The sequence below is a fragment of the Enterobacter cloacae complex sp. 2024EL-00214 genome (genome assembly GCF_043945575.1).
Classification (GTDB): Bacteria; Pseudomonadota; Gammaproteobacteria; order Enterobacterales; family Enterobacteriaceae; genus Enterobacter; species Enterobacter cloacae_P.
Genome location: NZ_JBIMRC010000016.1, coordinates 12,939 through 32,782, shown reverse-complemented (window position 1 = coordinate 32,782; position 19,844 = coordinate 12,939). Strand labels below are relative to the sequence as shown.

At 53.9% G+C, this 19,844-nt stretch carries 18 protein-coding genes; 7 read left to right on the top strand and 11 right to left on the bottom strand.

Features of this window, described 5'->3' with window-relative positions; all coding sequences use genetic code 11:
- Window positions 1-12: 12 nt before the first annotated feature.
- Window positions 13-543 carry an RNA pyrophosphohydrolase gene (gene rppH, locus ACHHZ6_RS17210; protein ID WP_013098553.1) on the bottom strand — a complete coding sequence of 177 codons (531 nt, stop codon included), beginning with the start codon at window positions 541-543 and terminating at the stop codon, window positions 13-15.
- Between the two features lie 683 nt (window positions 544-1,226).
- Here rppH and mutH point away from each other — a divergent pair.
- The 3 genes from mutH to ACHHZ6_RS17195 all read left to right on the top strand — a co-directional run bounded on the left by mutH (window position 1,227) and on the right by ACHHZ6_RS17195 (window position 3,499).
- Entirely contained in the window at window positions 1,227-1,919 is a 693-nt protein-coding gene (gene mutH, locus ACHHZ6_RS17205) for a DNA mismatch repair endonuclease MutH (protein ID WP_182272511.1), read from the top strand.
- Between the two features lie 128 nt (window positions 1,920-2,047).
- Window positions 2,048-2,266, top strand: coding sequence for a YgdI/YgdR family lipoprotein (locus ACHHZ6_RS17200; protein ID WP_114978579.1), 219 nt, complete (start codon window positions 2,048-2,050; stop codon window positions 2,264-2,266).
- Window positions 2,267-2,458: 192 nt separating this feature from the next.
- Window positions 2,459-3,499, top strand: coding sequence for an NADP(H)-dependent aldo-keto reductase (locus tag ACHHZ6_RS17195; protein ID WP_395122778.1), 1,041 nt, complete (start codon window positions 2,459-2,461; stop codon window positions 3,497-3,499).
- Between the two features lie 125 nt (window positions 3,500-3,624).
- On the opposite strand, the gene lplT is transcribed toward ACHHZ6_RS17195, so the two are convergent.
- Window positions 3,625-4,818: a lysophospholipid transporter LplT gene (gene lplT, locus ACHHZ6_RS17190; RefSeq protein WP_182918888.1), complete on the bottom strand. Its 1,194-nt coding sequence runs from the start codon at window positions 4,816-4,818 to the stop codon at window positions 3,625-3,627.
- The gene (gene aas, locus ACHHZ6_RS17185; protein WP_395122777.1) at window positions 4,811-6,970 is read right to left on the bottom strand and encodes a bifunctional acyl-ACP--phospholipid O-acyltransferase/long-chain-fatty-acid--ACP ligase; all 2,160 of its coding nucleotides are present in this window, start codon (window positions 6,968-6,970) and stop codon (window positions 4,811-4,813) included. Before aas ends, lplT begins: the two co-directional genes overlap by 8 nt.
- A 424-nt stretch (window positions 6,971-7,394) precedes the next feature.
- Here aas and galR point away from each other — a divergent pair, with 424 nt between their 5' ends.
- Window positions 7,395-8,411: an HTH-type transcriptional regulator GalR gene (gene galR, locus ACHHZ6_RS17180; RefSeq protein WP_182272515.1), complete on the top strand. Its 1,017-nt coding sequence runs from the start codon at window positions 7,395-7,397 to the stop codon at window positions 8,409-8,411.
- On the opposite strand, the gene ACHHZ6_RS17175 is transcribed toward galR, so the two are convergent.
- Entirely contained in the window at window positions 8,372-8,848 is a 477-nt protein-coding gene (locus tag ACHHZ6_RS17175; protein WP_395122796.1) for a GNAT family N-acetyltransferase, read from the bottom strand. The genes galR and ACHHZ6_RS17175 overlap by 40 nt on opposite strands.
- Before the next feature lie 266 nt (window positions 8,849-9,114).
- On the opposite strand from ACHHZ6_RS17175, the gene ACHHZ6_RS17170 reads away from it, so the two are divergent.
- Complete coding sequence (locus ACHHZ6_RS17170; RefSeq protein ID WP_182272516.1) at window positions 9,115-10,152, top strand: LacI family DNA-binding transcriptional regulator; 1,038 nt, start codon at window positions 9,115-9,117, stop codon at window positions 10,150-10,152.
- On the opposite strand, the gene lysA is transcribed toward ACHHZ6_RS17170, so the two are convergent.
- Window positions 10,122-11,384: a diaminopimelate decarboxylase gene (lysA, locus tag ACHHZ6_RS17165; protein ID WP_395122776.1), complete on the bottom strand. Its 1,263-nt coding sequence runs from the start codon at window positions 11,382-11,384 to the stop codon at window positions 10,122-10,124. The genes ACHHZ6_RS17170 and lysA overlap by 31 nt on opposite strands.
- 123 nt (window positions 11,385-11,507) lie before the next feature.
- Between lysA and ACHHZ6_RS17160 the strand changes: the two genes are divergently transcribed.
- A complete protein-coding gene (locus ACHHZ6_RS17160) occupies window positions 11,508-12,440 on the top strand; it encodes a LysR family transcriptional regulator (RefSeq protein WP_182272518.1) in 933 nt (310 codons plus the stop codon).
- A 19-nt stretch (window positions 12,441-12,459) separates the two neighbouring features.
- Here the strand turns inward: ACHHZ6_RS17160 and ACHHZ6_RS17155 are convergent, their stop codons facing one another.
- Window positions 12,460-13,008, bottom strand: a complete 549-nt coding sequence (locus tag ACHHZ6_RS17155; protein ID WP_182272519.1) for a flavodoxin family protein — start codon at window positions 13,006-13,008, stop codon at window positions 12,460-12,462.
- Window positions 13,009-13,198: 190 nt separating this feature from the next.
- Between ACHHZ6_RS17155 and ACHHZ6_RS17150 the strand changes: the two genes are divergently transcribed.
- Window positions 13,199-13,597, top strand: coding sequence for a helix-turn-helix domain-containing protein (locus tag ACHHZ6_RS17150; RefSeq protein ID WP_182272520.1), 399 nt, complete (start codon window positions 13,199-13,201; stop codon window positions 13,595-13,597).
- A gap of 27 nt (window positions 13,598-13,624) precedes the next feature.
- Here the strand turns inward: ACHHZ6_RS17150 and ACHHZ6_RS17145 are convergent, their stop codons facing one another.
- The 5 genes from ACHHZ6_RS17145 to ACHHZ6_RS17125 all read right to left on the bottom strand — a co-directional run bounded on the left by ACHHZ6_RS17145 (window position 13,625) and on the right by ACHHZ6_RS17125 (window position 19,827).
- A complete protein-coding gene (locus tag ACHHZ6_RS17145) occupies window positions 13,625-14,317 on the bottom strand; it encodes an aspartate/glutamate racemase (RefSeq protein WP_182274567.1) in 693 nt (230 codons plus the stop codon).
- Between the two features lie 161 nt (window positions 14,318-14,478).
- Entirely contained in the window at window positions 14,479-15,603 is a 1,125-nt protein-coding gene (gene wzz(fepE) / locus ACHHZ6_RS17140) for an LPS O-antigen length regulator Wzz(fepE) (RefSeq protein ID WP_182918893.1), read from the bottom strand.
- Window positions 15,604-15,892: 289 nt separating this feature from the next.
- Window positions 15,893-17,326 (bottom strand): sugar porter family MFS transporter, encoded by a 1,434-nt coding sequence (locus tag ACHHZ6_RS17135; protein ID WP_395122795.1) that lies wholly within the window; start codon window positions 17,324-17,326, stop codon window positions 15,893-15,895.
- Between the two features lie 294 nt (window positions 17,327-17,620).
- Window positions 17,621-18,382, bottom strand: a complete 762-nt coding sequence (gene kduD, locus ACHHZ6_RS17130; RefSeq protein ID WP_395122775.1) for a 2-dehydro-3-deoxy-D-gluconate 5-dehydrogenase KduD — start codon at window positions 18,380-18,382, stop codon at window positions 17,621-17,623.
- Between the two features lie 266 nt (window positions 18,383-18,648).
- Window positions 18,649-19,827 (bottom strand): acetyl-CoA C-acetyltransferase, encoded by a 1,179-nt coding sequence (locus ACHHZ6_RS17125; protein ID WP_182272524.1) that lies wholly within the window; start codon window positions 19,825-19,827, stop codon window positions 18,649-18,651.
- Window positions 19,828-19,844 lie beyond the last annotated feature (17 nt).

Here is a 19,844-nt window from a genome sequence, read left to right as displayed (position 1 = left end):
GATTTGCGTAGCTTAACCTCTTTTACGTCGCCAGGCAGGTGCGCTTTGCGGCTTAGGTGGGATCTCCTGAAGCTGCATAACAACACTTGCGAACTCTTTCATCACCCTACGGTAAACATCGCGCTTAAATGACACGACCTGACGAACAGGATACCAATAGCTCACCCAACGCCAGCCATCAAACTCCGGCGTACTGCTGGTTTGCATATTGATATCTGAATCGTTGCCCACCAACTGCAATAGAAACCACTTTTGTTTCTGGCCGATACAAACCGGCTTTGTGTCCCAACGCACCAAACGTTTCGGTAACTTGTAACGCAACCAGTTGCGGGTCGAAGCCAGAATGCGAACATCTTTTCGGCTTAAACCGACCTCTTCAAACAGCTCCCGGTACATCGCTTGTTCTGGGGACTCTCCCGGGTTGATCCCGCCTTGCGGGAACTGCCAGGAGTGCTGACCATATCGTCGGGCCCACATGACCTGGCCCTGACGATTACAAATTACTATTCCTACGTTCGGGCGGTAGCCATCGTCATCAATCACCGGACTACCCCAAACTAAACCTTATATATGAACGATTGTTTCACACTACAGAGAGGCGGTAAACCACTCTCTTACAGGCCTGCAACCTAATAACATTTGAATAACTCACAAATATACGCTGAGTTATAAACAGATGAGTTGCCGTAAGGGCAATTTTATTCACCTTTTCTGTGGATATAGTTGTGAAGAAGTATGGAATTACCGATGAACAACCTGAATCCCCGTTCAGAACGCCGCGTATCCCCATAAAAATAATATTATTATTTTCATCACGTTAACCTTAATCCCATCGCCATAAAACGTAATAACGTGATGATCATCACATCAGCGATCGTCATACTGATGAAAGATCGAACAGCGTCGGTTTTATCCACAGATTGTGCCAATAAGTTAGGCACAAATTGTCTGAAAATTCGATTTTCATCGCACGTCAAGGCTGTAAATTGAAACAGTAGTACGGGTTATTCCCAGTTATCCCACTTTTCTGTGGATAACATGGTGTAAGATCCTGTTTATTGTCAGTGACCAGATTTGGACAACCTGTTTTCTGGCTGTACAGGAAGAATTTTCGTCATCCAAAACAACCTATAAATCATGCACATGGCATATTCGTACAGAAAAAGTTAAACTCTATCCACAGGGGATAATTTCTTAGTTCATTTTTTAATCAAAAGGTTACCTTCATGCACCCGCTTGCACCCTTACTTTCTCCCCCTTCCAGCGAAACCCAACTGCTGGACCAGGCACAGCGTCTCGCTGGCTTTTCGCTCGGCGACCTGGCGGCACTGGCAGGTTTGCCGATCCCTAACGATCTGAAGCGGGATAAAGGCTGGATCGGCATGTTGCTGGAGCTGTGGCTGGGTGCAAGTGCGGGGAGTAAGCCAGAGCAAGATTTTGCCGCTCTGGGTGTCGAGCTGAAAACCATTCCTGTCGACAGCCAGGGGAAACCGCTGGAAACCACCTTTGTTTGTGTCGCACCGTTAACCGGCAATACCGGCGTAACGTGGGAAACCAGCCACGTTCGCCATAAGCTGAAGCGAGTGCTATGGGTACCGGTAGAAGGTGAACGCCAGATCCCACTGGCTGAACGTCGCGTGGGCACACCGCTGCTCTGGAGCCCGGATGAGAGCGAAGAGAGACAGCTATGCCAGGACTGGGAAGAGCTGATGGATATGATCGTGCTGGGTCATGTAGAGCGCATCACCGCCCGACACGGTGAAGTGTTACAGCTGCGTCCGAAAGCGGCCAACAGTAAAGCGCTCACCGAGGCGATAGGCGCACAGGGAGAACCGATACTGACCTTGCCACGCGGCTTTTATCTTAAAAAGAATTTCACCGGTGCGCTGCTCGCACGCCATTTTTTACTAAAAACATAGTTTTTAACGAAGTTTGAGAGCTATTAAACACAATTAGCTGGTTTTTAAGATTTTACTGCTTCCTCCTGTCGGAATATCGGGTTATTACTACACTATGATGTGATACAAGCCAGGTGAGGACGATAACGATGAAAAAATGGGCAGTGTTAATTTCAGCAGTCGGTTTAGCGTTTGCAGTATCGGGCTGTAGCAGCGATTACGTTATGGCGACGAAGGATGGCAGGATGATCCTGACCGACGGCAAACCCGAAGTCGACGATGATACCGGACTGGTGAGCTACCGCGACCAGGAAGGCAATAAAATGCAAATCAACCGTGACGAAGTTTCGCAAATTATCGAGCGATAAACAGATAAAGGTCAGTGGCTTGCTGGCCTTTTTGATTTTTTCCTTCCCCTTTTGCTTCCCCTCTGCCATGTTTATATTCCTTTGTCGGGAGGTTCCTGACGCGGTCTGTACACAAAATCATTCAAGTTGCATCAGGACAGCAAGTCAGCTTGATGGATGACGTATCTACATGTCTATTGAAGGAAGTCGACTATGCTTTATCACCGTATCCCCCACAGCGCTCTGGAGATAAGTCAACTGGGGTTGGGCACGATGACATTTGGTGAACAAAACAGCGAAGCCGATGCCCATGCACAACTCGATTATGCCGTCAGCCAGGGGATTAACCTGATTGATGTTGCAGAGATGTATCCCGTACCTCCACGCCCGGAGACGCAGGGGTTAACCGAAACCTACGTGGGTAACTGGCTGGCAAAACGCGGTAACCGCGAAAAGCTGATTGTGGCCTCGAAAGTCAGCGGCCCCGCGCGCAACAACGATGCCGGGATCCGTCCAAATCAGATCCTCGATCGCAAGAATATCCGCGCCGCGCTGGATGCCAGCCTGAAGCGCCTGCAAACCGATTATCTCGATCTCTACCAGGTTCACTGGCCGCAGCGTCCAACCAACTGCTTCGGTAAGCTCGGCTACAGCTGGAATGAGAGCGCACCGGTCGTGACCCTGCTGGAAACACTGGAAGCGCTGACGGAGTGCCAGCGTGCGGGTAAGATCCGCTACATTGGTGTCTCTAACGAAACGGCCTTTGGCGTGATGCGTTATCTGCACCTGGCAGATAAGCACGATCTGCCGCGCATCGCCACTATCCAGAACCCCTATAGTCTGCTGAACCGCAGCTACGAAGTGGGTCTGGCCGAAGTGACACAGTATGAAGAAGTGCCGTTGCTCGCTTACTCATGCCTGGGCTTTGGTACACTCACGGGGAAATACCTGAACGGCGCGAAACCTGCCGGTGCGCGTAACACCCTCTTCAGCCGCTTCACCCGATACAGTGGTGAGCAGACCCAGAAAGCCGTTGCAGCCTACGTTGATATCGCGAAGCGTCACGGTCTTGATCCCGCACAGATGGCACTGGCCTTCGTGCGCCGTCAGCCGTTTGTTGCCAGCACCCTGCTGGGTGCGACAACAATGGAACAGTTGAAAACCAACATCGAGAGTTTCCATCTGAACCTGAGCGAAGAGGTGTTAGCGGAGATTGAAGCGGTGCATCAGGTTTATACCTATCCGGCCCCGTAATAAACGCAAAACGGCAACTCTGTTGCCGTTTTTGCTGAGGGTTCCCCACAAATTAATGTGGGCAGCGCATCATTCCCTCGCCCCTTTGGGGAGAGGGTTAGGGTGAGGGCATCAGGCCGCACATATCAACGGCGACGCTGCCAGACCCACAATCCGGCAATCGCCAGCGCAAACAGCGCCCCGAACCCGACGCCAATGCCTACCACTGGCACACCCACTTTCACTGCCAGAGAATAAAGCCCCAGCATCAACAGCATGGCCATGTTTTCGCCGAGGTTCTGCACAGCAATGGCATTACCCGCCCCGACGGTCTGCTTTCCACGCTCCTGTAACAGCGCATTCAGCGGCACCACGAAGAAACCGCCCAGGATACCAATCAGGATCAACAGTGCGTACGTGGGCAGTAGCGCGTGTTGCAGCGAGAAAAGAAGTACCACCACTCCAATAAGGATCCCCGCCGGCATGCAGCGGGCAACGGTATCCAGCGTCACCAGCCTTGCCGCCGCTACCGCACCAACGACGATCCCAATAGCCACCATCGCATTAAGATAGGTCGGTGTGGCATTGTCGGTGATGCCCAGCGCCACCGGTACCCACAGTACCAGCAGGAAGCGCAGCGTGACACCCGCCCCCCAGAACATACTGGTGCCCATCAGCGAGAAACGCGTTTCACCGTTACGCCACAATACACGGCAGGCGTTGAAAAAGCTGCCGGTCATCGGCGTAAAACGCCAGGACTGACCAGGACGTGCTACCGGTAGTTTCGGGATAAACAGGTTGGCAATGACCGCCCCGCCATACACCACCGCACAAACGCCCAGCGCCACCAGCACGTGCCAGTCAGCCAGCACGCCCCCCGCGACAGAGCCGAGCAGGATCGCCGCGATAGTGGAAGACTCCATCAGACCGTTAGCTTTCACCAGCTTATCACCGGTCGTCAGCTCCCCCAGGATGCCATACTTCGCCGGGGAGTAAGCCGCAGCGCCAACGCCCACCAGCGTGTAGCCGATAAACGGGTTGAAGCCAAAACAGATACTGGCCGCGCCCAGCAGCTTCAGGCCGTTAGCAAACATCATCACCCGGCCTTTCGGGAAGCTGTCCGCCACCTGCCCCACAAACGGCGCAAAAATAATGTAAGCACCCACAAACACCATCTGGAGGATCGGCTGGCTCCAGTCGGGGTAAAACTCGGCTTTCAACAGCGCCAGGGTAGCAAACAGCAGGGCGTTGTCACCAAAAGCAGAGAGAAACTGGGCGGCAATCACCGCCATCATGCCCTTTGACCAGAGTGAAGTGTTAGTGTGTACTGACTCACGCATTTTGCTGTTCCGCCTGTTCAACCATGCCTTTCAGGGTCACAAAGTCGGGCTTACCGCTACCCAACACCGGAAGCTGTTTGAGGTAGCGAATATCACGCGGCACCGCCAGCTCAGGGATGCCGTGCTCGCGCGCATATTGCAGCAACTTGTCACGTTTAAGCTCGCTGTCGGTGGTGAAAAGCACCAGTGCCTCACCTTTGCTGGCATCGCTCTTCACAACCGTCGCATGCAGTTTGTCGGCGGATACCGCCGTCGCCAGCAGTTCAACCATCTCCAGAGAAACCATTTCACCGGCAATTTTGGCGAAGCGTTTTGCCCGCCCCTGGATTTGCACGAAGCCCTGCTCGTCGAAGCGAACAATATCGCCCGTGTCATACCAGCCTGTCTCAATTTCCCCGTTAACGTTTTCTGCCGTCGGCGCTTCCAGCACGCCCGGGTTTTCCACCCGCAGATAACCGTTCATCACGTTTGGCCCTTTCAACTGCAGACGCCCGCCATCCTCAATGCCCGGTACCGCCAGCAGGCGCGCGTCCATCCCCGGCAGAATGCGGCCAACCGTGCCCGGTTTCGCCGCCATCGGCACGTTAATGGATACCACGGGTGCGCACTCTGTGACGCCATAACCTTCCAGAATACGCAGGCCAAACTTGTCCTGCCAAATCTGACGCGTGCTGTCCTGCAGTTTTTCCGCTCCGGCCACCACATACCGCACGCGGTAGAAGTCATACGGATTGGCAAAACGAGCATAGTTACCGAGGAAGGTTGACGTCCCGAACAACACGGTGCAGTTACGGTCATACACCAGCTCCGGCACAATGCGGTAATGCAGCGGGCTTGGATACAGGAACACTTCTGCGCCAGTCAGGAGCGGAGTAAAGAGACCGACCGTCAGGCCAAAGGAGTGGAACAACGGCAGCGCCGACATAAAACGGTCATTCGCCGTAAAGTCAGCAATGGTTTTGATCTGCTCTACGTTTGCCAGAATGCTCTTATGGCTGTGAACAACCCCTTTTGGGTTGCCTTCAGAGCCGGAGGTAAAGAGGATAATCGCGTCATCTTCCGGCTGCTGTTTAACCTGTGCCAGACGAGGCATCATCAGATGAGCAAAAATCCACAGCTTGTCACCCGTCGTAACGTCCGCTTTCAGATCTTCAAGGAAGACCCAGCGAACCTGGGTCAGTTGCTCCGGCAAGTGCCACAGCTTGCCTTTGTCCAGGAACTGGCGGGAGGTGAAGACAGTGTTGATTTGTGCCGCAGTGATGGCGCTGGTCAGCCCTTTAACACCTGCCGTGTAGTTCATCATCGCCGGAATACGGCCACGAGAAACCGCGCCGAAAATCACTGCCGCGCTGATCCCCGCATTAGGCAGCATCAGGCCAATCTTTTCGCCCTTCTTGCTGTATTTCTCAAGAATACGGCCCACAAACAGTGTTTTGGTCAGCAGCTTGCGATAGGTATCTGGCGTAAAGTTGATGTCTTCAATACAGTTTTTCTTCGCGCCATAGCGATATTGTGCCGACAGCAGAGATTCATACAGCGTTTCACGCGGGCGAACGGCCATACGCGCTTCCATCATAATCTGATGCAGCATTTCACCGGCGATTTTACGGCGATCGCGCGCACGCGGCGCTTCAGGCATCGGCAGTGACGTTGGCGGCAGAATATGCAGGGTAATTTTCGGGAACAGGCGCTGTTTCACCAGCCCTTTCAGGCGACCGAAATGGCTAAGCTCCGCACCTTCAATACGCAGCGGCACGACGGTTGCTTTTGACTTCGCCGCGACAAACCCCGCGCCGTCGTAGATTTTCATCAGCGAACCGCTTACCGAAATACGCCCTTCCGGGAAAATCACCACCGGACGCCCCTGCTCAACCAGGCGCACAAGATGTTTGATCATCATCGGTTTTGTCGGGTCGAGCGGCACAAAATCAATCAACGGTGCCAGCCAGCGCATAAACCACCGCTGGCTGATTGAGGTATAGACCACAAACACCGGGCGCACGGGCAGAAACAGCGCCAGTAAAATGCCGTCGATAAAAGAAACATGGTTAGGTGTGATGAGTATGCGTTCGCCGCGAAGCGTCTGAGCATCGCCAGTGACACGGATACGAAAGAGAATACGGAAAAGTATACGGAAGAACCCAAAAAGCATCTCAACTCCCTTTGCCAACCAGTGTGAAGGGCTACGTTAAATGGTGGCAGATTACACGAGAAGTGCAGCAGGAGCGATAGCTAAAACAGGACGAAAAAAAACCTGCGCATCCGCGCAGGTTGGTGCAAGAGATGAGTACGAGATGCGTACTAAGAATTCTCACCAATCAATACCTCTGGGATCTCGACTCTATCAATCCCATCGTCATTCTCGCTATCAGACAATCGCAACAGCCTGAGGCAAAGTGTAACTAAAGGTTCGGATTGACATTATTTTGACATGGTTACCCGTGTAACGCTTACACTGCCGGGGGTGTTCTGCGTCACGTTTGTCGATTGTGAAAACCCACTCCCCTTGAATGCACATTACTTTTCCGCAACACTAGCGAGTGTGTAAACGCTTACCCCTACTAAGAAGGTATTAAATGGCGACAATTAAGGATGTAGCTCGTCTGGCTGGTGTTTCCGTTGCGACTGTTTCACGCGTGATAAACGACTCCCCAAAAGCCAGTGACGCATCACGCCAGGCAGTACAGAACGCGATGGAAACCCTGAACTACCACCCCAATGCTAACGCCCGTGCGCTTGCTCAGCAGTCGACAGACACCATCGGGCTGGTAGTGGGCGATGTCTCTGACCCTTTTTTCGGCGCAATGGTTAAGGCCGTTGAACAGGTTTCTTATCAGACAGGCAATTTTTTGCTGATCGGCAATGGCTACCATAATGAACAAAAAGAACGTCAGGCCATTGAGCAGTTGATCCGCCACCGCTGCGCTGCGCTGGTTGTCCACGCCAAAATGCTCCCCGATGACGAACTGATTCATCTGATGAAACAAATCCCCGGTATGGTATTAATCAACCGTATTATTCCCGGGTTTGAGAAACGCTGCGTGGCACTCGACGACCACTACGGTGCCTGGCTTGCCACCCGCCATCTGATTCAACAAGGCCATACCCGTATCGGCTATCTCTGCTCTAACCATTCTATTTCCGACGCGGAAGACCGTCTGCGGGGCTACTACGATGCCCTGCGTGAAAACGGTCTGCCGTGCAATGACCGCCTGGTCGCGTATGGTGAACCAGACGAAAGCGGTGGCGAACAGGCAATGACGGAGCTGCTGGGGCGCGGGCGGAATTTTACCGCAGTTGCCAGCTATAACGACTCGATGGCCGCTGGCGCAATGGGGGTGTTAAATGACAACGGGATTGAGGTTCCGGCGGAAATTTCCCTTATTGGCTTCGATGATGTGCTGGTTTCACGCTACGTACGCCCTCGCCTGACCACCGTCCGCTACCCGATTGTCACGATGGCAACGCAGGCTGCGGAGCTGGCGCTGGCACTGGCGGAAAAACGCCAGCCACCGGATATTACGCATCTGTTCAGTCCAACCTTAGTACGCCGTCACTCCGTGGTACAACCCGCTGAGACATCTAACGAATAGCGATAAAGGTGTACCATTTTATCCGGGTATTCCAGCCCATCGCCGATGTACTGCCAGCCGTAACGTTCGTAGAAGTCACGGCAGGCAGACCAAAGGTGTAGCTCGGTATACCCGATACGCGCGGCACAGGCGATGACATGCTGCTGAAGTTGCCCCGCCAGCCCTTTTCCTCGCGCCGTTTCATCCACATACAGTGCCGCCAGCCAGGGATAAAGATCCTGACGGGTAATGAGATCGCAGCGCCAGAGCCCCACGGTACCGAGAAGCTGTTCGCCCTCAACGGCAATAAAGGTCAGTGGTAATGCGCCCGGCGTCTGACTGTGCTCAACAATACTCTGGAAAAATTCCCGGGGCAGCCCGTCACCAAAGGCGTGCCAGATCCAGTCGATAACCTGTTCCGCATACTGTGGTGCGGCGTACAACGGCATAATATTCACTTCATTTTTCCCCGAAAACCAGGTGCTGGTTTGAAAAGGTGGCCTCAGAGAGGCGCGATTCTGTGACGACGAACCCAACGCCGCCAGAGAGATTACAGGCGATGAGTTATAGCATTTTGGCATGCCACATTCCGTCATTTATTCCCGGCTGACGGATCGTTACCGAAAAGCGTGATCGTGATGGGGATTTTGCCCTTCCCGCATCGCTTATGCGCCGGATGGTCTGTGTTAAACTGCAGACCATTACGTGGAAGCAGGAATTTCTAATGGCAACAATGCTGGATGTCTCACTACGGGCGGGCGTGTCTAAAGCCACGGTATCGCGCGTACTGAACGGCACAGGTCAGGTTAAAGAGAGTACGCGTCAGCAGGTGTTCGCGGCGATGGAAGAGCTGGGCTACCGCCCGAACTTTCTCGCGCAGTCGCTTGCCAACCAGACCAGCAACAGCATTGGTCTGGTGGTCTCCACCTTCGACGGTTTTTACTTTGGTCGCCTGCTGCAGCAGGCTTCGCGGCAGACCGAGACGCACGGAAAGCAGTTGATCGTCACCGACGGTCACGACGCCCCCGAGCAGGAAGAACAGGCGGTGCAGATGCTGGCCGATCGCAAGTGCGATGCCATAGTGCTCTACACGCGGTACATGAGCGAAAAGACGATCATGAAGCTGATGAATTCCGTGCAGACGCCGCTGGTGGTCATTAACCGCGAAGTCAGCCAGGCAGCCGATCGCTGCGTCTTCTTCGAACAGCAGGATGCGGCCTTTAAAGCCGTGGATTATCTGATAAACCAGGGCCACCGTGAGATCGCCTGTATCACCGTTCCTATTCACACGCCAACCGGGAAAGCGCGTCTGATGGGCTACCGTAAAGCGCTGGAGAAGCACGGCATTCGTCTGGACGAGCGGCTGATCAAATATGGCGATGCGGGTATGACCCAGGGGTATGAGCTGTGCAAGGAGCTTATTGCCGAAAATGTTCCGTTTAGCGCCCTGTTTGCCTGTAACGATGATATGGCGCTGGGTGCGTCCAAAGCCTTACACCAGGCCGGGCGGCGGATCCCACAGGATATTTCGCTGTTTGGTTTCGACGATGCGCCTTGCGCCAAATGGCTGGAGCCTGCGCTCTCGTCGGTTTATCTGCCCATCGACAATATGATTGTCACGGCCATCGATCAGGCTATCCGGCTGGCAAAAAACCAGCCGGTTGAAGCGATCCCACCGTTTACCGGCACGCTGGTATTACGCGACTCGGTCACAACGGGGCCGTATTTTGATCAGACGAGTTCCAGCGCCAGCAACTCCTGAATGGTCTGGCGACGACGGATCAGTCGCGCCACACCGTTATCAAACAGCACTTCCGGCAGCAGCGGGCGGCTATTGTAGTTAGACGACATAGACGCCCCGTAAGCTCCTGTATCGTGCAGCACCAGGTAATCACCCGTCTTCACTTCTGGCAGCGCGCGGGTTTCCACTTTGCCCCCTTCCTGCTGGGTAAACACGTCACCAGATTCACACAGCGGGCCAGCGACGACCGTCTCAACGCGCGGCGCGTGGGTTAAATCACGGCCATCGGCAGCCAGCGCTGTAATGTGGTGATAGCTGCCGTACATGGACGGACGCATCAGATCATTGAAGCCTGCGTCAATCAGAACGAAATGGCGCGATCCCATCTCTTTCACGCTGCGTACCTGCGCCACCAGCACACCGGCCTCTGCCACCAGGAAACGGCCCGGTTCAATCTCCAGCTTCACTGCATGACCCAGATGCGCAGCAATTTTGTCACGCGCGGTGTTCCACAGGCCGTAGTAGTGATCGGTATCGATCGCCTCTTCACCTTCGCGGTAAGGAATAGAAAGACCACCACCGGCAGAGATCGCCTCCAGATCCTGACCAAAGTCGACAACCTGGCGTACCATTGCGCCACATACCTGCTCAAGGTGGCCGTAATCCACACCGGAGCCAATGTGCATATGAATACCCACCAGCGTCAGGTTGTAACGCTGCAACACCTCAAGGGCGGCTGGCAGATCGCTGTACCAGATCCCGTGCTTGCTGTTTTCGCCACCGGTATTGGTTTTTTGACTATGGCCGTGACCAAAACCCGGGTTGACACGCAGCCAGACGCGATGGCCAGGCGAAACCTGTCCGAGCTGTTCCAGCATATCCACAGAACCCGCGTTAACCGGGATCTGCAGCTCATGTACGCGCGCAAGCGTTGCATCGTCGATCAGGTCGGCGGTAAAGACAATCGCATCGCTGTCGGTCTTCGGATCAAACCCGGCCGCCAGCGCACGCTCGATTTCTCCCAGCGAAACGGAGTCAACCTTCACACCCTGCTCGCGCATCAGGCGCAGAATATGAATATTGGAACATGCCTTCTGAGCAAAACGCACTACGTCAAACTGATGTAGCGCGGCAATCTTCTCGCGCACGATCTGCGCGTCATAGACCCACACCGGGCAGCCAAATTCGGCAGGCAGACGCAGCAGGTTGTCGGCGTTCAAATCGGTATCGGTCTGGTTAAGCGGGCGTGGCATGGTCTTCTCCGGGTCGTCACAATTTTTACTGATTACGCCACAGCACAAAGAGAATAAAAAATATCGTTTTATCGTGAGTCTATGCAAAAATGATATGGATAGCCCTCAACCCTCAGGTGCGCCATGCCAGCCGTCAACTTACGCCATATCGAGATTTTTCACGCCGTGATGACTACCGGCAATCTCACCGAGGCCGCACAGATGCTGCACACTTCGCAGCCGACAGTCAGCCGCGAGCTGGCGCGTTTCGAAAAGGTGCTGGGGCTGAAGCTGTTTGAACGCACGCGCGGCAGGCTGCACCCGACGGTACAAGGGTTGCGTTTGTTCGAGGAAGTTCAGCGATCCTGGTACGGGCTGGATCGGATCGTCAGCGCGGCAGAAAGCCTGCGCGAGTTTCGCCAGGGCGAGCTGTCCATTGTCTGCCTGCCCGTCTTTTCGCAGTCGTTTTTGCCGATGCTGATACAGCCTTTTCTGACCCGTTATCCTGAGGTAAACCTCACCATCGTGCCGCAGGAGTCGCCGCTGCTTGAAGAGTGGCTCTCCGCTCAGCGCCACGATCTGGGTCTGACCGAGACCCTCGCCACACCAGCGGGAACACAGCGTGCAGAACTGCTCGCGTTAGATGAGGTCTGCGTACTGCCTGCCGGGCATCCACTTGCCCGCAAACGCGTTTTGACACCGGCTGATTTCCACGGTGAAAACTACATTAGCCTCTCCCAGACCGACAGCTACCGACAGCTGCTGGACACGCTCTTTGCCGAGCATCAGGTGAAACGGCGGATGGTGGTGGAAACGCACAGTGCCGCCTCAATTTGCGCAATGGTGCGCGCCGGGGTTGGGGTCGCGGTGGTCAATCCGCTCACGGCGCTGGATTACGCGGGTAGCGGAATTGTGGTTCGCCGTTTTAGCGTTTCAGTACCTTTTACCGTGAGCCTGATCCGCCCGCTGCATCGCCCGGCTTCCGCGCTGGTGGACGCGTTCAGTGAGCATCTGCAAGGGGGAGTATCTGCGCTGACCGGACAGCTGGAGAAGGTGCTTGAAAAGACGCCCGACTAAACGGCGGGCATCATAAGACTCAGTTAAAACGTTTTGCGACCGCAGCCACACGCGCACCGAATTTCACTGCAGTATCCAGATCGCCTGACGCAATGGCACCTGCGTCTGCATCTGACGGAGACTGTACCAGCAGTCCAACAGAACCGCCCAGGTTATTGATATCCTGGCGGGTTGCCGCCTGAGTGTTCGACGGTGGCAGACCCAGGCTCACCCAAATCCCGCCGTGCTGAGAAGCCAGCGTTTGCAGGTATTGCAGCGAGACTTGCTTATCACCGTTCAGGCTTGCGCTGTTGCTGAAGCCAGCAAAGACTTTGTCCTGCCAGCTACGTACGAACCAGGCTTTAGAGGTCGCATCAGCAAACTTTTTAAACTGCCACGGTACGCTCCCCATGTAGGTTGGCGCGCCAAAAATGATTGCCTTCGCATCATTCAGTTTTTGCCAGTCGCTTTCCTGAATATCGCCATTGCTGTCAATCGCGATCAGTTCAGCCTGCGCACCCTCTGCGACCGTTTCAGCAACGCGTTTGGTGTGGCCGTAGCCAGAATAATAGATAACTACAACGCTCATCGTATCTCTCCTGATGCAATATTACTTTGTTAATCAAACGATTAAATCTTTCCGGACATTGCTCTGCGAGTCAGTTGCCATTTTCGGTTCCCTGGTATCAAATAGAAACCTTAAGTCGTTTTATACACGCAAACAAACGCGGGTGTAAGAAGGCACCTTTACCTCACCTGGTTACCTTGAGGGAACCACCATGACTGATACTGCAATACTGAAAAAGGAGATGCCTCCTTATAACGTGTTCGATGAACGCTGCCCGACACGCGATGTGCTGGCGCGTATTGCCGATAAGTGGGCGCTGTTGATCCTTGCGCGTCTCCAGAACGGGCCGATGCGCTTTAATCAGCTGCAACGCGATATTCAGCGGATCACCAAGAAGGTGCTGACCCAGTCTCTGCGCAAGCTGGAACGTGACGGGCTGGTTGCGCGGGAAGTTTTCGCGACGGTGCCGGTGACAGTGGAATACAGCCTGACACCGCTCGGGCAGGCCTTAACCGAAACGGTCACCGTACTGGCGCACTGGGTGGAAAGTAATATGGATGCGATTGTCGCGGCGCAATCAGCTTACGACGCCGCCAACGCGCAGGCCTGAGCCGGGACATACCCGGCGCAAGCCCGCTCAGGAGAGCATAAATTCGACGGCGTCGGCAGCATGAATAGCAGCGGTATCAAATACCGGAATCGGGCTTTGCTCAGCCGGTACGAGCAAACCAATTTCCGTACAGCCGAAAATGACCCCTTCTGCACCCTGTTGTGCGAGTTTCTCAATCACGCGGACATAACAGGCACGGGAAGATCCGCTGAAAGTGCCCAGACAAAGTTCGTCAAAAATAATCTGATTAATGCGTTCTCTGTCGGCTTCTTCCGGGATCAGGCTTTCGATACCAAACTGGCTGCTCAACCGCCCACGATAGAAATCCTGCTCCATCGTGTAGCGCGTACCCAACAACGCCACGCGTGATATCCCTGATGCGCTTATCGCGCGTCCCGTCGCATCGGCAATATGCAGGAACGGCAGCGAGCAGCGGTTTTCTATCTGTGACGCCACTTTATGCATGGTGTTAGTGCAGAGCAGAATGCCTTCGGCTCCGGCACGTTCCAGCCCAAGCGCCGCCTGCGCCAGGATCTCCCCGGCTTTTTCCCACTCGCCACTCGACTGGCAGGCTTCAATTTCGTGGAAATCCACGCTGTGCAGCAACAGGCTGGCGGAGTGCAGGCCGCCAAGACGCTGCTTCACCCCTTCATTAATCAGGCGGTAATAAGGGATTGTTGATTCCCAGCTCATCCCACCTAACAGGCCGATCGTTTTCATCATCCCTCCTTATGCGTTTATCCCAGTGAAGCAAACTTGCGATCGCGTTTCCAGCTCTTTGTCCCGTCACCGCTTTTGCAACCCGCCTGATTTATCCGGCTGGCGCTTCCCCGGATAAAAAAAGGCGCTGTATTCAGCGCCCCTTTTTCATCACCACAGAATTATTCTGCCACTGGCTCCAGAAGTGCATCGCGTGAGCGCATGGCGTCACGTAACAGCACGCTGCCACAGGCAAAAAAACCGCCCAGAATCCCCGCCAGCAGCACAATTAAGGCCTTACCCGGGCCATCTTTCTTCACCGGCATGGAAGGAGAGAGCTGGTATTTAAACGGCTCAAGCGTGATGTCTTTAAAGGAGAGCTTTTGCAGCTGAGTCAGATAGTATTCACGGTTCTGGAAGTCTGCATTCAGTTCAGAGATATCCTTCAGATTTTTTTCAATCTGCAGTTTTTGCGCAATACCGTCAGCACCGAGCGCAACAGAGTAATCCGGGTCGTCTTTGACTGCCTGGCCATTGCTGTAGACCGGCTTCTTGATACCCGCCGCGTTGGCCACTTCCAGCGAGTAGTTAAGACGCTGCAGGTTAGTATTATGAATATTCGTCAGGCGCACACGATCCAGTTCCAGCTGCTGCTGTACCTCTTTCGTTTTCAACACGATCTGATTACGAATGTTCTGCATCGTCTCCTGCTCTACCATGCGGGAGATATAGTCAATGTAGCCGTCAAGAACCGTCTGAGCATCACCCGCCGTCGGTGCGGAGAAACTCAGCGTCCAGGAGACATAAGGTGCTTTATCAGCATCTTTTGCCTGGACGTTATCCGTTGCTGTCATTTTTTCTGCGATGTTCACCACCGCACGGTGCAGCTCCAGCGGATCAATATCAGTGCCTTTTAACTGAGACATCACGTACGGTGAGTTCTTCATGTACTCTTCCAGCAGCGACTGCGACTGAAACCTTTTGATGAACAGATTAAACACATCCGGGCGTGAAATTTTTGCGTCTACACCGAGCACCTGTAGCTCAACCATCATCTGGCGCAGCGGGTTCCACTGGGTCTGTTCTGCCGGGGTGATCACGGCTTTACTGGTCCATTTTTGCGGCATCAGAAACGTGATGACCAGACCTACCAGCGCGAAGGTAAAGGCAATGGCGATAATACGTTTTTTTGCCGCCAGCAGGACGTGCAACAATCCCAGAAGATCTATCTCTTTAGTACTGGCTGCCGGGGTGGCATAGTGGGGAAAATCGAGGTCCGTGTTTTTTTTGAAATCCATAGCTGACATAACTGTTCTACTTTTGAGGGTGCAGTAAATTTCTGCCTGACTGGTTCGTGGAGTCAGAATAATACAAGATAATAAGAATTATCTGAATGCCGGATAAGTCTAACTATGTGCCACCTATCAGAATTTGTAGTAAATCCCTTGATGGCATGTCGTCAGGATAACGGAAAAATAACGTCATTAAATAAAGTTAAATGAAGTAACACTGACGTTCAGCGGAGAATAAACGGGCACGGCATCTGCCGCAGAGATAAAAAAAACCCGGCGAGCGCTGCTTCGCCGGGCAATAAAATTACACGCCGATATTCCTCAACCTTTCCCCTGCCATCAGCTTACGTTCGATATGTTCCAGCGTGACGCCTTTGGTTTCCGGGATCAGCCAGAACGTAATTCCGATAAACGCCACGTTCAGCACCGTGTAGAGCCAGAAGGTACCCGCCGCGCCAATTGCATCCAGCAGCGTCAGGAACGTCGCACCTATGATCATGTTCGACACCCAGTTAGTGGTGGTGGAACACGTGATGCCGAAGTCACGGCATTTCAGCGGCTGAATTTCAGAGCACAGGATCCACACCACCGGCGCGGCGCTCATTGCATAACCGGCAATACACATCATGGTCATACCAACGGAGAGCCAGGAAAGCCCGCTGGATGCAGTGCCATTATCAAACTGCATCAGGCAGTAGCCGAGGATCAGCGTGCCGATCGCCATCACGCTGAAACCAATTTTCAGTGCCGGTTTACGCCCGGCCTTATCGACGGTGAACACCGCAATAAAAGTCGCGAACATAAAGGTCAGCCCCACCACCAGCGTGGCGATCATCTGCTGTTCCGTGGTCGTAAAACCGGCCATTTTGAAAATACGCGGCGCGTAGTACATGATGATATTCATCCCGGTAAACTGCTGCATCGCCTGCAGCAACATACCGAGAAACACCGCACGGCGTACATTGCGGTTGATCTTAAACAGCGCCCAGCCACCCTGTTTCAGCTTCAGGCTTTCGCGGATTTCATTCAGCTCTTCACGTGCTTTTTCAGAGGTATCACGCAACATACGCAGCACCTCCTCTGCCTCCACGTGACGGCCCTTTTGCGCCAGCCAGCGCGGGCTGTTCGGCAAGAAAACCACTAACACAATCAGCAACAGTGCAGGCAGCGCCAGCACACCCAGCATCGCACGCCAGTTACCGCTGTAGCTGAAGTAGGTGTCGGACAAAAATGCCAGCACAATACCAAGCGTCACCATCAGCTGATACATACTGATCATCTTGCCGCGCACGTTCTCACTCGCCATTTCAGAGAGATACAGAGGAGCGGTATAGGAGGCAATCCCCACCGCCACGCCGAGCAACACGCGGGAAAGCAACAATATTTCAATACTTGCCGCAAACGCGGAGCCAACAGAGCCAGCCACAAACAGGATCGCCCCTACCATCAGGCTGTATTTACGCCCCAGACGGAACGAGAGCCAGCCGTTAAACAGCGCCCCAATAGCCGCACCGAGCATCATACTGCTCACCACCCACTCCTGCAGGCGACTGCTCAGCGTAAAGTGGTCGGTAATAAACGGCAGCGCCCCGGCAATGACGCCGATATCCAGACCGAACAGTAAACCGGCCACGGCTGCCGCAATAGAGACAAATTGATTCATGCGGCGGGTATCACGCAGTACGCCGGGCATGAGGGTAGAGTCATTTATAGAGGTCATAGTTTCCTGCCTGAACAGCGAAATTTGTCCACTGAAATTACGAGATAGCGAGAAAAAGTGTCAGGCCGTAATTCGTGAAAACATGGATTATTTGACTGCCATGTAGCGTTCTGTGATGGACATTACAATTTCAACTAATGATGAATATTCACCTGTTTTTATTAACGTGTTTATTTTTAAGCATTAAATTTGTGATTTACGTCATATATGATTTTTTGGTATGGATTTTTCATCTTTACAGATATGGACTATGACGATTTTTGAGCAAAAAAAACCTCCACGCGGAGGCAGAGGTTCTGTCTGAAAACGGAATTAGCGTGCCAGCCATCCACCGTCAACCGCCACGGTGTAGCCGTTGATATAGTCAGATGCCGGAGATGCCAGGAACACAACCGGCCCCATCAGATCGCCCGGTAAACCCCAGCGACCAGCCGGAATACGGTCGAGGATTTCCGCGTTACGCTGCTCATCAGCCCGCAGCTGCCGGGTGTTGTTGGTTGCCATGTAGCCCGGAGCAATCGCGTTGACGTTAATGTTGTGCTTCGCCCACTCATTCGCCAGCAAACGGGTCACGCCCATGACGGCGCTTTTTGACGCGGTGTAAGACGATACACGGATCCCGCCCTGGAAGGAGAGCATGGAAGCAATGTTAATGATCTTGCCACCTGCCCCCTGAGCGATGAAGTGCTTCGCTGCCGCCTGAGACAAAAAGAACACGCTCTTGATGTTCAGGTTCATCACGTCGTCCCAGTCGCGTTCGCTGAAGTCGATCGCATCTTCACGACGAATTAAACCGGCGTTGTTCACCAGAATGTCGATATGACCGAATTCCGCGACAGCACGTTCCAGCAGTGCCGGGATCACGTCGATGTTACGCAGGTCGGCGGTCAGGCTCAGGAAACGGCGACCCAGCGCGATCACGCGCCCGATGGTTTCAGTTGGCTCAACAATGTTGATACCCACGATATCGCAACCCGCTTCCGCCAGACCTAATGCCATCCCCTGACCCAGGCCGGTATCACAACCGGAAACCACCGCCACTTTACCGTGCAGAGAAAATGCATCGAGAATCATGTTGGCTCCTTACTCTTTCAGCGCCAGTCGATCGTAGCCAAAAGAAAAATTAACGAAACAGCGTTCCATTTTGTTGGTGAACACATAGTATCCACAGCAAAATATGTTTTCAACTCAATTTAAAACAATGTTTCATTTTTTCATTTAAACATGCTGAAAATAACATTTTGATCACGGTTATTAAGGAGGATGCTGTTGGTTTTTGGGCATGCTTTTGCCGGGTGATGCTCACGCTGACCCGGCATGAAGAGTGATGTTGCGAGGAATTAACGCTCGATGGCTAACGCGACGCCTTGTCCGCCACCGATACACAGCGTCGCCAGCCCCTTGCGGGCGTTACGCTTTTTCATTTCGTGAACCAATGATACCAGGATCCGGCAGCCAGACGCGCCGATAGGGTGACCCAGTGCGATCGCACCACCGTTAACATTCACCCGCAGCGGATCCCACTCCAGCATTTTGCCAACCGAAATCGCCTGAGCGGCAAAGGCTTCGTTGACTTCCAGCAGATCCACATCCTCAAGCTGCCAGCCTGCGCGCTCCAGACAGCGGCGGGTAGCATAAACGGGTGCGATCCCCATTAACGCAGGATCAACGCCCACGCTGGCAAACGCTTTAATGCGCGCCAGCACAGGAAGATCCAATTCCAGGGCTTTACTTTCGCTCATCATCATCACGGCCGCTGCACCGTCATTAATGGAAGAGGCATTGCCCGCCGTAACCGAACCGAGCGTTTCAAATGCCGGGTTAAGCCTTGCCAGTCCTTCGGCACTGGCGTCGGTGCGCGGCTGCTCGTCGGTATCTACCGTAACGGCTTCGCCATTCTGACGCAGGGTGCTGACAGGGACAATCTCATCGCGAAAACGCCCGGAATCAATCGCGGCACGGGCTTTTTGCTGTGAACTCAGCGCCCAGGCGTCCTGGAGTTCACGGCTGATGCCGTACTCACGCGCCAGGTTTTCTGCCGTCACGCCCATATGGTAGTCATTGAATGCATCCCACAGGCCGTCATGTACCAGGCTGTCGAGTAGCTGGCTGTTTCCCAGCTGTGCGCCAGTACGGCTGTCGGTCAATACGTGCGGTGCGCGGCTCATGTTCTCCTGCCCGCCCGCAATCACGACATCTGCCTCGCCACACTGAATGGCCTGCGTGGCAAGATGCAGCGCTTTTAAACCAGAGCCACAGACGTCGTTGATGGTAATCGCGGATACGGTATTGGGCAGGCCGCCTTTCAGCGCCGCCTGTCGGGCAGGGTTTTGCCCGGCTCCGGCAGTCAGAACCTGGCCCAGGATCACCTCATCAATTTCATGTGCTGCGATCCCACTGCGTTCCACCAGCGCTTTAACCACCACGCTACCCAGATCAACAGCCGAGTGGCGCGCAAGCGACCCCTGAAAACAGCCGATAGCTGTACGCAGCGCACCCACTATAACGACATCTTTCATCACGACCTCTGTGTTAA

Bases quoted from the DNA above. Each gene is read 5' to 3' on its own strand.
- mutH (WP_182272511.1), top strand. From the start codon at position 1,227: ATGCACCCGCTTGCACCCTTACTTTCTCCCCCTTCCAGCGAAACCCAA.
- ACHHZ6_RS17200 (WP_114978579.1), top strand. From the start codon at position 2,048: ATGAAAAAATGGGCAGTGTTAATTTCAGCAGTCGGTTTAGCGTTTGCA.
- ACHHZ6_RS17195 (WP_395122778.1), top strand. From the start codon at position 2,459: ATGCTTTATCACCGTATCCCCCACAGCGCTCTGGAGATAAGTCAACTG.
- lplT (WP_182918888.1), bottom strand. From the start codon at position 4,818: ATGCGTGAGTCAGTACACACTAACACTTCACTCTGGTCAAAGGGCATG.
- aas (WP_395122777.1), bottom strand. From the start codon at position 6,970: ATGCTTTTTGGGTTCTTCCGTATACTTTTCCGTATTCTCTTTCGTATC.
- galR (WP_182272515.1), top strand. From the start codon at position 7,395: ATGGCGACAATTAAGGATGTAGCTCGTCTGGCTGGTGTTTCCGTTGCG.
- ACHHZ6_RS17170 (WP_182272516.1), top strand. From the start codon at position 9,115: ATGGCAACAATGCTGGATGTCTCACTACGGGCGGGCGTGTCTAAAGCC.
- lysA (WP_395122776.1), bottom strand. From the start codon at position 11,384: ATGCCACGCCCGCTTAACCAGACCGATACCGATTTGAACGCCGACAAC.
- ACHHZ6_RS17160 (WP_182272518.1), top strand. From the start codon at position 11,508: ATGCCAGCCGTCAACTTACGCCATATCGAGATTTTTCACGCCGTGATG.
- ACHHZ6_RS17155 (WP_182272519.1), bottom strand. From the start codon at position 13,008: ATGAGCGTTGTAGTTATCTATTATTCTGGCTACGGCCACACCAAACGC.
- ACHHZ6_RS17150 (WP_182272520.1), top strand. From the start codon at position 13,199: ATGACTGATACTGCAATACTGAAAAAGGAGATGCCTCCTTATAACGTG.
- ACHHZ6_RS17145 (WP_182274567.1), bottom strand. From the start codon at position 14,317: ATGAAAACGATCGGCCTGTTAGGTGGGATGAGCTGGGAATCAACAATC.
- kduD (WP_395122775.1), bottom strand. From the start codon at position 18,382: ATGATTCTCGATGCATTTTCTCTGCACGGTAAAGTGGCGGTGGTTTCC.
- ACHHZ6_RS17125 (WP_182272524.1), bottom strand. From the start codon at position 19,827: ATGAAAGATGTCGTTATAGTGGGTGCGCTGCGTACAGCTATCGGCTGT.